The sequence below is a fragment of the Streptomyces niphimycinicus genome (assembly GCF_018883605.1).
GTDB lineage: Bacteria > Actinomycetota > Actinomycetes > Streptomycetales > Streptomycetaceae > Streptomyces > Streptomyces niphimycinicus.
In genome coordinates this window covers 20,389-31,778 of the sequence record NZ_JAHLEM010000221.1, presented here as the reverse complement: position 1 = coordinate 31,778, position 11,390 = coordinate 20,389, and the positions used below count along the sequence as shown (strand labels likewise).

Below are 11,390 nucleotides of genomic sequence, written 5' to 3'. Positions count from 1 at the left end.
CCCACGAATACGCCTATGTGCGTAACACCCTGGTCGAGCTCAACTTGGCGCTGGTCAAGTTCGCCGCCTCCCGGTTCCGCTCCCGCAGCGAGCCGATGGAGGACATCGTCCAGGTCGGCACCATCGGCCTGATCAAGGCCATCGACCGCTTCGAGACCGGCCGGGGCGTCGAGTTCCCGACCTTCGCGATGCCGACGATCGTCGGCGAGATCAAGCGCTTCTTCCGCGACACGAGCTGGTCGGTACGCGTACCGCGGCGGCTACAGGAGCTCCGTCTCGACCTGGCCAAGGCCGGCGACGAACTGGCCCAGCGGCTGGACCGCGCCCCCACCGTCGGCGAGCTGGCCCAGCGGCTGGACATCAGCCAGGCCGAGGTCGTCGAGGGCATGGCCGCGAGCAACGCGTACACCGCGAGCTCGCTGGACGCCCAGCCGGAGGAGGACGACTCCGAGGGAGCGCTGGCGGACCGGATCGGCTACGAGGACCACGGACTCGAAGGCATCGAGTACGTGGAGTCCCTGAAGCCGCTGATCGCCGATCTGCCCGCACGCGACCGGAAGATCCTCTCCCTGCGCTTCGTGGCGAATATGACGCAGTCGGAGATCGGTGAGGAGCTGGGCATCTCCCAGATGCATGTCTCGCGGCTGCTGTCGCGCACCCTCCGTCGGCTCCGTAAGGGTCTGATGATCGAGGAGTGACGCCTCCGCAGACGGATAAGGGCCCGCCCCCGGCCGACCGGGACGGGCCCTTATCCGTGTCCTTATCCGTATCCGTGCCCTTATCCGTGCGCTCTGCCGTTCCGTCAGATCACGTCAGGCAGGTCACATCACGTCACGCGTCAGATCAGGGTGCCGTTGTGCCATACCGCCGAGATCAGCGGGACGCCGGGGCGGTAGGCGAGGTGCACATGGGACGGGGCGTCCAGCAGCGCCAGATCGGCGCGGGCGCCCGGGCTCACCCGGCCCACGTCGGTACGGCGCAGGGCCCGCGCCCCGCCGGCCGTGGCGGCCCACACCGCCTCGTCGGGCGTCATCCCCATCTCCCGTACGGCCAGGGCGACACAGAACGGCATGGAGCTGGTGAAGGACGAGCCCGGGTTGCAGTCCGGGGACAGCGCGACCGTGGCGCCCGCGTCGAGCAGCCGGCGCGCGTCCGGATAGGTCGAGCGGGTGGAGAACTCCGCCCCGGGGAGCAGGGTGGCGACCGTCTCCCCCTGGGCCAGCGCGTCGACGTCCCCGTCGGTCAGATGGGTGCAGTGGTCGGCCGAGGCGGCGCCCAGCTCCACCGCGAGCTGCACTCCGGGGCCGTAGGAGAGCTGGTTGGCGTGGACCCGCGGGATCAGCCCGCGCTCCTTGCCCGCGGTCAGGATGGTGCGGGCCTGGTCGCCGTCGAAGGCGCCCTGCTCGCAGAAGACATCGATCCAGCGGGCGTACGGGGCGCAGGCGTCCAGCATCGGGCCGGTGACCAGATCCACGTACGCGGCCGGGTCGTCGGCGAACTCGGGGGCGACGATATGCGCCCCGAGGAAGGTCACCTCGTCGGTGTGGGCACCGGCGATGGTCAGCGCTCGGGCCTCGTCCTGCGAGGTCAGCCCGTAGCCGGACTTGATCTCGACGGTCGTGGTGCCCTGGCGGCGCGCCTCGGCCACATAGCGGCCGACGTTGGCGTGCAGCACGTTGTTCGACGCGGCGCGGGTGGCGGCGACGGTGGTGCGGATGCCGCCCGCGCTGTAGGGGCGGCCGGACATCCGGGCGTTGAACTCCTCGGTCCGGTCGCCCGCGAAGACCAGATGGGAGTGGGAGTCCACAAAGCCCGGAATGGCGGCCCGGCCACCGGCGTCGACCCGGTTGTCGGTGGCGGGTGCTTTGCTGGACTCACCGACCCAGGCGATGCGGTCGCCGTCGATGACGACGGCCGCGTCCCGGATCAGGCCGAGGGGGCCTTCACCGAGGGAGGGGTCATTGGTGACCAGACCGGCGATGTCGGTGATGGCGGTCGTGGTCGGCGCGGTCGTCGCGGTGGTCATCGTGGGGGTGTTCTCCTTCGTCGGCCGTTGCGGTGGCGGCCGGATCACCGCCCGAGCAGGGCTTCGATGGATTCGGCCAGCGCTTGCGGGACGCGCGGGACGAGCTGATGGGTGCCGTCCCGTACGACATGGCGGCCGCCGACCACGGTGTGCCGGACGTCCGCGTTGGTCGCCGCGAATACGGCGGTCTCGGCGCCCAGCCGGGGCGGCGGCCCCGCCGTGCGCACCGAGTCCAGTGCGACCGTGGTGAGGTCGGCGAGCGCGCCCACCTCGATCCGGCCCGCCTCCGCGCCCCAGCCGAGCGCCGCGTGACCGTCCACGGTGGCGGCCCGCAGCAGTTGGGCCGCGGTCCAGTGACCCCGGGCGCGGGTGCGCAGCCGCTCGTCGAGCTCCATGGCGCGGGCCTCCTCCAGGATGTCGATCACGGCATGGCTGTCGCTGCCCAGCGAGAGCGGTGAGCCCGCGCTCTGTAGCTCGGCGGCCGGGCCGATCCCGTCGGCGAGGTCACGCTCGGTGGTCGGGCACATACAGACCCCGGTGGCGGCGTGGCCCAGCAGCCGGATGTCGCCGGGGGTGAGATGGGTGGCGTGCACGGCGGTCGTCTCCGGGCCCAGCACACCGTGGTCGGCGAGCAGCCGGGTGGGGGTGAAGCCGTGCGCCTCCACACAGGCGTCGTTCTCGGCGGTCTGCTCGGAGAGATGGACGTGCAGGGGCGCCGTGCGCTCCTGGGCCCACCCGGCCACGGTCGCGAGCTGATCGGCGGGGACGGCCCGCACCGAATGGATCGCCGCGCCGATGCGGGTGTTGCCGTCGCTCTTCAGCTCCGAGACCCGCTCGGCCCAGGCTTCCGCCGTGCCGTCGGAGAAGCGCGACTGGTGCTCGTTGGGCTCGGCCCCGAAACCGGAGGAGAGATAGCAGGTGTCGAGCAGGGTGATCCGGATACCGGCCTCGGCCGCGGCCGCGATCAGGGCCTCCCCCATCGCGTTGGGGTTGCCGTAGCGGGTGCCGCCGGGCGCGTGGTGGAGGTAGTGGAACTCCCCCACACAGGTGATCCCGGCCATCGCCATCTCGGCGTAGACGGCGCGGGCCAGCTCGAAATAGCTCTCCGGGGTCAGCCGGTCGGCGACCCCGTACATCACCTCGCGCCAGGTCCAGAAGGAGTCCGGCGCACCCCCCGCCTCGGTCCCCGCCTCGCTCTCGGCCTGGACGACACCGCGCAGGGCCCGGTGGAAGGCGTGGCTGTGAGCGTTGGCCAGACCGGGAATGGTCAGACCACGGAGAGTGACGGATCCGGCGGGCGGGCGCGGGCTCCCGGGCACCACCGCCGCGATCCGTCCGTTGGCCGCGGCCACGATCACCACGTCCGACCGCACGCTTCCGTTCACCCAGGCGTGCTCCGCCCAGTAGGTCTGCGCCGTCAGTGACACGCCAGGCCCTCCAGTACCTCCGCGAGCGCGGCCACACCGGCGAGGCAATCGTCCTCGCCCGCCGTCTCCGCGGGTGAATGCGAGACGCCGGTGGGGTTCCTTACAAACAGCATGGCCGTAGGAACGGACGCGGACAAAATGCCGGCGTCGTGCCCGGCCCCGGTCGGCAGCACCGGAACGCCGCCCAGCAGCCCGGACAGCCGGTCCCGAAGGTCATGGGCGAACTCGACGACCGGGGTGAACGACTCCCGGGTGACCCGCACGTCCACCCCGTCGCGCTCCCCGCGCTCGAGCGCGGCGCGCTCGATCTCGCCGACCACGGCGGCCAGGGTCTCCTCGTCGGCGGCGCGCGAGTCCAGCCAGCCGCGGACCAGGCTCGCGATCGCGTTGACCCCGTTCGGCTCGACGCTGACCTTGCCGAACGTCGCCAGCGCCCCGGCGATCCTGGCCTTCTTACGGGCCGCGAGGACGGTGTTGGCGTAGGTGAGCATCGGATCGCGGCGGTCCTCGATCCGGGTCGTCCCGGCGTGGTTGGCCTCGCCGTGGAAGTCGAACCGCCAGCGGCCGTGCGGCCAGATCGCGGACGCGACGCCCACCGCGTCGTCACCCGCGGCGGAGCCGCTGTCGGACCGCGCCGCCAGGGCACGCCCCTGCTCGATATGCAGCTCGACGAACGCGCCGATGCGGGCCAGCCGCTCCGGGTCGGGGCCGATGGCGTCCGGATCGTATCCGGCGCGCTCCATCGCCTGGGGGAGGCTCAGCCCGTCCCCGCCGCGCAGTTGGTGCGCCTGGTCCGTGGTGAGCTGCCCGGCGGTCAGCCGGGAGCCCACGCAGGCCAGGCCGAAGCGGGCGCCCTCCTCGTCGCCGAAGTTGACGATGGCGAGCGGTTTGGTGGGGTGCGCACCCCGTGCTCGCAGCTCGTCGAGGGCGGCGAAGGAGGAGACGACGCCCAGCGGGCCGTCGAAGGCGCCACCGTCGGGGACGGAGTCGAGGTGGGAGCCGGTGACCACGGCGCCCCCGGCGGTGGGGTCGCCGAGCCAGGCCCATTGGTTGCCGTTGCGGTCTACTTCGTAGGTGAGGCCGCGGTTCTGGGCTTGTTCCTTGAACCACGTCCGACAGTCGGCGTCGGCTTCCGTCCAGGCGTAGCGGCGGTAGCCGTTTGTCGTTGTGTTGCGGCCGATGGGGGCCAGGTCGCGCCACATCTCGTGGAACGACGCACCCGTGGTCGCGGGTGCGCCTGCCGCCGCCGGTCCTTCCGCTTCGTGCGCAACCCGGCTCACTGCGCTTCCCTCATGGGAATCCGCACGTTCCGCTCCTCCGCGACCTCGTCCGCGTGGTCGTAGCCCGCGTCCACGTGGCGGATCACGCCCATGCCGGGGTCGTTCGTCAGCACCCGGCGGATCTTCTCGCCCGCCAGCGCGGTGCCGTCGGCGACCGTGACCTGGCCCGCGTGGATCGAGCGGCCCATGCCGACGCCGCCGCCGTGGTGGATGGAGACCCAGGACGCGCCCGAGGCCACGTTGACCATGGCGTTGAGCAGCGGCCAATCGGCGATCGCGTCCGAGCCGTCCAGCATGGCCTCGGTCTCGCGGTACGGGGAGGCCACCGAGCCGCAGTCGAGGTGGTCGCGGCCGATCGCCAGCGGTGCGGCGAGCGTGCCGTCGGCCACCATCTCGTTGAACCGCTCGCCCGCCTTGTCGCGCTCGCCGTAGCCGAGCCAGCAGATACGGGCGGGCAGCCCCTGGAAGTGGACCCGCTCCCCCGCCATCTTGATCCAGCGGGCCAGCGACTCGTTCTCCGGGAAGAGCTCCAGCATCGCCTTGTCGGTGGCCGCGATGTCCCTCGCGTCGCCGGACAGGGCGGCCCAGCGGAAGGGGCCCTTGCCCTCGCAGAACAGCGGCCGGATGTAGGCGGGCACGAAGCCGGGGAAGGCGAAGGCGCGGTCGTAGCCCGCGAGCTGGGCCTCGCCGCGGATCGAGTTGCCGTAGTCGAAGACCTCGGCGCCCGCGTCCATGAAGCCGACCATGGCCTCCACGTGCCGGGCCATCGCCTCGCGCGCCCGCTGGGTGAAGTCGGCGGGCTTCTCGGCGGCGTACGACGCCATCTCGTCGAAGTCCACGCCGATCGGCAGATAGGCCAGCGGGTCGTGGGCGCTGGTCTGGTCGGTGACGATGTCGATCGGGGCGTTCATCGCGAGAAGCTGCGGGACCAGCTCGGCCGCGTTCCCCAGCACGCCGATCGACAGGGGGCGCCGGGCGTCGCGCGCCTCGGTGGCCAGTTGCAGGGCGTGGTCCAGGCTGTCGGCGCGGACGTCCAGGTAGCGGTGCTCGATACGGCGCTCGATGGCGCGCGGATCGCAGTCGATGCAGATCGCGACGCCGTCGTTCATGGTGACCGCGAGCGGCTGGGCGCCGCCCATGCCGCCGAGGCCCGCGGTGAGGGTGATCGTTCCCGCCAGGGTGCCGTTGAACTTCTTGGCCGCCACGGCCGCGAAGGTCTCGTAGGTGCCCTGGAGGATGCCCTGGGTGCCGATGTAGATCCAGGAGCCCGCGGTCATCTGGCCGTACATGGTCAGGCCCAGCGCCTCCAGGCGGCGGAACTCCTCCCAGTTGGCCCAGTCGCCGACCAGGTTGGAGTTGGCGATCAGCACCCGCGGCGCCCATTCGTGCGTCTGCATGACGCCCACCGGGCGGCCCGACTGGACCAGCATCGTCTCGTCCTGCTTGAGCGTGCGCAGGGTGCGGACCATGGCGTCGAAGGAGCGCCAGTCGCGGGCCGCCTTGCCGGTGCCGCCGTAGACGACGAGCTTGTCGGGGTGCTCGGCGACCTCCGGATCGAGGTTGTTCTGGAGCATCCGCAGGGCGGCTTCCTGCTGCCACCCCCGAGCGCTGAGCTCTGCACCACGCGGCGCCCGTACGGGTCGCGGTCCTGTCATGGGGCCAAGCCTCCCTGCCATCGATTGGATCGAGTTATTCACATCTTGATACCGATGAATATGACTAGTCAATACCGCGGAGCTGCGCATACACCCGGGTGGTTCAGCGGCGCGGGCTCGCGGTGGGCACGAACGGCGGGGTCCGGCGCCCCGGGGTAGCGTCACCGGGAGGTGTCCGCTCCGCGGCCGCTCCGTCCGCCGCTCCGCCCGCCGCTCCGCCCGCCGAGGAGCCCCGCGTGTCCCTTCCCGCCACCCACCGCGAGGTCCGCCTGGCGGCCCTGCCCGAAGGGGCGCTCACCCCCGGTCACTTCGAGGTCGTCACCGCTCCCGTCCCCGCCCCCGGCCCCGGACAGGTGCTGGTGCGCAACCGGCTGATGAGCGTCTCCGCCGTGATGCGCCCGCTCACCCTCGCCGGCCCCGACACCCTCGGCCTTCCCCAGTTGCTGCCCAAGACCGGCGAGGTGATGCGGGGCCCGGCCCTCGGCGAGGTGATCGGCGCTCCGGGCACGGGACTCGCCCCCGGGACCCTCGTCCGCCACCGCGCGGGCTGGCGCGAATACGCGCTGCTCGACGCCGCGCAGGCGTCGCCCATCGACCCCGAGGCGCTGCCGGACCCGGCCGCCCATCTGTCGCAGGGGTTCACCGCCTGGCTGGGGGTGGTGCGCGGGGCCGGGGTGCGGCCCGGCGACACGGTGTTCGTCACCGGCGCGGCGGGCGGCGTGGGCTCGCTGGCCGGACAGTTCGCCCGGCTGCACGGCGCCGAACGGGTCATCGGCTCCACCGGCTCCCGCCACAAGGCCGACCGGCTGACGCGGGAGCTGGGCTACGACGCGGTCGTCCTCCGGGGTGCCGGGCCGATCGAGGAGCAGTTGCGCACGGCCGCCCCCGACGGCATCGACGTCCTCTTCGACACCGTCGGCGGCGAACAGTTGCGGGCCGCGGTGGCGGTGGCCCGCCGCAACGCCCGTTTCGCCCTGGTCGGCGCGCTCGCCGCGCAACTGTCGGACGACGCGTCGGCCCCGACCGGGATCAGCACCCTGGCCCTCATCGCCCGGGGCGTCACACTGCGCGGCATCAGCGCGCTGGACCACCAGGACGCCATGCCCGGGTACCTGCGCGAGTTCGGCCGGGCGCTGCGCGAGGGCGCCCTCACCTGTCCGTACACCCGGCTGACGGGCATCGGCCAAGCGCCGCGCGCGCTGTGCGAGCTGCTGGAGGGCCGCCACCTCGGGGCGGTACTGGTGGAGCTGTGAGGCCGGATCGGTCCCGGGCCGGGGGCCGCGCTCCCCACGACCACACGGCCCCGCCCCGGAGCACCCCCGGGGGAACTGGTCCGCGGCCGTCCTCGGTGGTTGGCTGAAAGCATGACGTCGAAAACGGTTGCGATGGCCACCCGGCGCGAACGGGCCGTTCGGGCCGCCGTGGAGCAGGGGCTGCTGGGCCCGGATCAGCCCGTCGTCGGGCTGCTGGACGTGGCCGGGATCCGCGCCGCCGCCGCCGAACTGCGCGCCGCCTTCGAGGAGGTCGTCACGCCCGGCACCCCGGTCCTGCACGCCTTCGCGGTCAAGGCCGCCGCGCTCGTCCCGGTCCTGCGGCTGCTGGCCGACGAGGGGCTGGGCTGCGAGGTGGCCAGCCCCGGCGAGCTGGCGCTGGCCCGCGCGGCGGGGGTGACGCCCGACCGGATCGTCCTGGACTCCCCCGCCAAGACCCCCGCGGAGCTGCGCGAGGCCCTCGACCTGGGCATCGCCCTCAACGCCGACAACCCACAGGAGCTGGACCGGCTCGGCGAGCTGGTGGGGGACCGCGCGGACCCGCCCGCGCCCCTGGGCCTGCGGATCAACCCGCAGGTGGGCGGCGGCAGCATCGACGCGATGAGCACGGCCACCGCGACCTCCAAGTTCGGCGTCGCCCTCCAGGACCCGGGGGCGCGCGAGTGGGTCGTCCGCGCCTTCGCCGAACGCCCCTGGCTGACCCGGCTGCACGCCCACGTCGGCTCCCAGGGCTGTCCGCTGGAGCTGATGACGGCGGGCATACGGGCGGCCTACGAACTGGCCGAAGAGATCAACGGGGCGGTCGGCCGACAGCAGATCGACGCCCTCGACATCGGCGGTGGCCTCCCGGTGAACTTCGCCTCCGACGAGATCACCCCCACCTATCGGGAGTACGCACAGCTTCTGCGGAGCACCGTGCCGGGGCTCTTCGACGGGCGGTACAAGCTGGTCACCGAGTTCGGACGGTCCCTCCTGGCCAAGTCCGGCCTGGTGCTGGCGCGGGTCGAGTACGCGAAGTCCGCGGGCGGCCGCCCGATCGCGGTCACCCACGCGGGCGCCCAGCTCGCCACCCGTACGGTCTTCGCGCCCGAGGCTTGGCCGCTGCGCGTCCTGGCCTACGACGCGGAGGGCCGCCCCAAAACCGCGGACGGCCAGGTGCCCCAGGACATTGCCGGTCCCTGCTGTTTCGCGGGCGACCTGGTCGCCCGCGACCGGCCGCTGTCGGAGCTGGCGGCGGGCGATCTGGTCGGCCTGCTGGACACGGGCGCGTACTACTTCTCCAACCACTTCGCGTACAACAGCCTGCCCCGCCCCGGGATCCACGGCTTCGACGCGACGGCCGCCGACGGCGAGGTGCGCTTCGCGACAGTACGAGAGCCGCAGACGGTGGACGAGATCGTGGCCGAGAGCGGCGCGGCACATGCGCTGGGCCTCAGCCGGCTGCGGTAGAGCCGTCCCGGCGCGCGGCGGTAGAGCCCCGCGCCCAGGCGCGCCGCGATGCGCTGCGATGCGCGCCGCACATCGCCGGCGGCAGCACGACGAGGACCCCGGTACCGTCGGATGCTGTTGGTCGGCACCGGGGCTCGTCATCGATCCCCAGCCGGGCCACCCCGGAAGCTGACCAGGCAAGGGGATGGTCCGGTATTGCTTCTTCAGTTGTCGCGCGTCCTGCGCACCTTCGCGGCCTCTTGCAGAGCTTCGCCGTAGTGCCGCATCTCGACATGAGCGGACACCGCGTGCACGGTGACATTCGTAGGCCCGAAGGACAGCCAGTGCACGTCCGTGGCTTCGCCTACCCGGTCCGCGTAGGACCGTGCCTCTGCGAGGTGGTTCCTTACCGCATGTTCGTCATGGGCGCGGGCAGCGATGATGCTTGCCCCGAGGTGAAGCTGTCCGGCGACGGCCTGCCGCTCTCGCGTCTGCGGGGATTGCTCCAACAGCCCCTGTCCGGATACGACGAGCCGCTGGCCGATGGTGTACTCGCCTTCTCGGAAGTAGACGAGGGCACGCATGTACTGGCGCACTGCGGACAGCAACGGATCGGAGGCCCGCGACGCGGCCCAGTCCATACGGTCCAGAGCCACCGTCGACAAGTCGTAATAGCCCAGCTTCACGGCCAGGTCATGCGCGGTGCGGTAGGTACTCGACAGAGCAGCCCACAACTCGGACGACGGCGTCCGATACGCGGCTGTCGTGATCTCCGCCATCGTCCCTGGGAGATCAAGAGCGGCGTCATGGAGCTTCGTGGCCCGGACCTGCTGACACAGAGCTTGGGCAGCGGCGACGAGCTGAGGAGCGGGACGCGGTGTGATCGCCGGATCCAGCCCGCTCCGGCATGGTTTGCGGGTGAGAGGTGCCGCGCGGTGAACTGCCGCCATGACCGCGAACCGCATCTTGTATGTGCTGGGAAGCGCTGCCCCGCCCGTCCTGAACATCGCCGGCGTCATCGAGCGGGCACAGGAGGCCGACTGGGACGTCTGCCTCGGGCTGACCCCCACGGCCGCACGCTGGCTTGACGACGAGCTACCCGCGTTGGAAGAACTGACCGGACACCCGGTACGCAGCCAGTACAAGCTGCCTCAGGAGCCGGACGTCTGGCCCCCCGCAGACGTCGCCGTACTGGCACCCGCCACCTTCAACACGATCAATCAGTGGGCGCTGGGGATCACCGACAAGTTCATCATCGGATTCGTGGCCGAGGCCATCGGCAAGGGCATCCCCACCGTGGCCATGCCCTGCGTCAACGCCGCCTATGTGCGGCACACGCAGTTCGACGCCAGCGTTGCCACACTCCGCGCCATGGGCGTGCACGTCCTCTACGGGGAAGGCGGATTCGTACCCAACAAGCCGGGCCAGGGCCGCCCAGAGGGGTATCCGTGGCACCTGGCCCTGGAAGCTGCCGCGTCAGTCGTCAGCGGGCGCGATTCCGGTGGGACATGAGCCGCCGCCGGACGGGTCACTTAGCCTGACACCTGTGCCGCCGGGGCTGATCTGCCATGTGACCCCGGCGTCCGTTCAGAGGTTTTGGAACGGTGGCATGATGCGGACGATCACGATGAGATGGTCTCGTGGTGCCACCAGGAAGAAGAAGTAGCCGCCTGCCGCGTCCATGCGGCGTATCCCTCCTGCCCGCGGGCCGTTGCCGTAGTCGCTGACATCGACGCCCATACCGGCCAGGTCGACCAGTTGCCCGGCGAGACGCTCCACTTCGGTCACCACGTGAGCGGGGATGCCGCCTGTCACGTGAGCGTGATCGGGGTCGTACTCCCAGCGCCAGCCGACGCTCATCGAGGGAGGAGTCCGAGCGCGGCATGTGCGTCGTCCAGGATCTTGCCGATTGCGGACGCGGCGCGTCGGGCCTGTGCCGCGTCGCCTGTCTCGGCAGCGTCCTCCCAGTGACGGAACTCTTTCGCGATATTCGGCTGCCGCTGAATGTGGACGTAGACGGCCCACTGGGCGATGAACCGCTGGAGAGGGGCCAGGTCGGAAGCCTGCCGGGACTGGTCGGCGGCCTGATCCAACTCCCGCGTGAAGGCGGGAAGGGCGGCGGGGGCGAGCTGCGCGACGGCCTGGCGAAGGGCCGTGACAGTGGCAGGCGGCTGCGGGATGAGTGGCTGCCCAGTGGCGGAGGTGGTCATTGCTGCTCCCATGGGCGAGATTCTGATCCCTGGGAGCAGCCTATCGAGTGCGAGCCCGATCGCATCGCCCGAACGAGTGAGGGCGCGCCCCCT

Annotated in this window: 10 protein-coding genes and 1 pseudogene; 4 read left to right on the top strand and 7 right to left on the bottom strand. The window is 71.7% G+C overall.

Translation table 11 applies throughout. The features are described from left to right. A partial coding sequence (locus KN815_RS20480) for an RNA polymerase sigma factor SigF (protein WP_216343393.1) occupies positions 1–698 on the top strand: 698 nt, incomplete at its 5' end. Positions 699–838: 140 nt separating this feature from the next. Here the strand turns inward: KN815_RS20480 and hutI are convergent. The 4 genes from hutI to hutU all read right to left on the bottom strand — a co-directional run bounded on the left by hutI (position 839) and on the right by hutU (position 6,388). After that, positions 839–2,026 carry an imidazolonepropionase gene (hutI, locus tag KN815_RS20475; RefSeq protein WP_216343392.1) on the bottom strand — a complete coding sequence of 396 codons (1,188 nt, stop codon included), beginning with the start codon at positions 2,024–2,026 and terminating at the stop codon, positions 839–841. Between the two features lie 44 nt (positions 2,027–2,070). After that, the gene (locus KN815_RS20470) at positions 2,071–3,447 is read right to left on the bottom strand and encodes a formimidoylglutamate deiminase (protein WP_216343398.1); all 1,377 of its coding nucleotides are present in this window, start codon (positions 3,445–3,447) and stop codon (positions 2,071–2,073) included. After that, entirely contained in the window at positions 3,444–4,655 is a 1,212-nt protein-coding gene (locus KN815_RS20465; RefSeq protein WP_216343399.1) for an allantoate amidohydrolase, read from the bottom strand. Before KN815_RS20465 ends, KN815_RS20470 begins: the two co-directional genes overlap by 4 nt. Positions 4,656–4,729: 74 nt before the next feature. Then, positions 4,730–6,388, bottom strand: a complete 1,659-nt coding sequence (gene hutU, locus KN815_RS20460) for a urocanate hydratase (RefSeq protein ID WP_216343391.1) — start codon at positions 6,386–6,388, stop codon at positions 4,730–4,732. A gap of 236 nt (positions 6,389–6,624) precedes the next feature. On the opposite strand from hutU, the gene KN815_RS20455 reads away from it, so the two are divergent. Then, a complete protein-coding gene (locus tag KN815_RS20455) occupies positions 6,625–7,641 on the top strand; it encodes an MDR family NADP-dependent oxidoreductase (RefSeq protein ID WP_216343390.1) in 1,017 nt (338 codons plus the stop codon). 111 nt (positions 7,642–7,752) lie between these two features. Then, entirely contained in the window at positions 7,753–9,108 is a 1,356-nt protein-coding gene (locus KN815_RS20450; protein WP_253209120.1) for a type III PLP-dependent enzyme domain-containing protein, read from the top strand. A 221-nt stretch (positions 9,109–9,329) separates the two neighbouring features. Here KN815_RS20450 and KN815_RS20445 read toward each other — a convergent pair. Continuing rightward, positions 9,330–10,037, bottom strand: a pseudogene (locus KN815_RS20445) (transcriptional regulator); the annotation flags it as partial. Here KN815_RS20445 and KN815_RS20440 point away from each other — a divergent pair. Continuing rightward, positions 10,036–10,599, top strand: a complete 564-nt coding sequence (locus KN815_RS20440; protein ID WP_216343389.1) for a flavoprotein — start codon at positions 10,036–10,038, stop codon at positions 10,597–10,599. The pseudogene KN815_RS20445 and the gene KN815_RS20440 sit on opposite strands and share 2 nt — an antisense overlap. Before the next feature lie 75 nt (positions 10,600–10,674). Here the strand turns inward: KN815_RS20440 and KN815_RS20435 are convergent, their stop codons facing one another. Together KN815_RS20435 and KN815_RS20430 are read right to left on the bottom strand one after the other, a co-directional pair. Further along, the gene (locus tag KN815_RS20435; RefSeq protein WP_216343388.1) at positions 10,675–10,947 is read right to left on the bottom strand and encodes a hypothetical protein; all 273 of its coding nucleotides are present in this window, start codon (positions 10,945–10,947) and stop codon (positions 10,675–10,677) included. Next, the gene (locus KN815_RS20430; protein ID WP_216343396.1) at positions 10,944–11,297 is read right to left on the bottom strand and encodes a DUF6247 family protein; all 354 of its coding nucleotides are present in this window, start codon (positions 11,295–11,297) and stop codon (positions 10,944–10,946) included. The genes KN815_RS20435 and KN815_RS20430 overlap by 4 nt, the downstream gene beginning before the upstream one ends. Between the last annotated feature and the right edge of the window lie 93 nt (positions 11,298–11,390).

What these genes read in the sequence shown, in the direction of transcription:
- hutI (WP_216343392.1), bottom strand. Translation starts at nt 2,026, where the DNA reads ATGACCACCGCGACGACCGCGCCGACCACGACCGCCATCACCGACATC.
- KN815_RS20465 (WP_216343399.1), bottom strand. Translation starts at nt 4,655, where the DNA reads ATGTGGCGCGACCTGGCCCCCATCGGCCGCAACACAACGACAAACGGC.
- hutU (WP_216343391.1), bottom strand. Translation starts at nt 6,388, where the DNA reads ATGACAGGACCGCGACCCGTACGGGCGCCGCGTGGTGCAGAGCTCAGC.
- KN815_RS20450 (WP_253209120.1), top strand. Translation starts at nt 7,753, where the DNA reads ATGACGTCGAAAACGGTTGCGATGGCCACCCGGCGCGAACGGGCCGTT.
- KN815_RS20440 (WP_216343389.1), top strand. Translation starts at nt 10,036, where the DNA reads ATGACCGCGAACCGCATCTTGTATGTGCTGGGAAGCGCTGCCCCGCCC.
- KN815_RS20435 (WP_216343388.1), bottom strand. Translation starts at nt 10,947, where the DNA reads ATGAGCGTCGGCTGGCGCTGGGAGTACGACCCCGATCACGCTCACGTG.
- KN815_RS20430 (WP_216343396.1), bottom strand. Translation starts at nt 11,297, where the DNA reads ATGACCACCTCCGCCACTGGGCAGCCACTCATCCCGCAGCCGCCTGCC.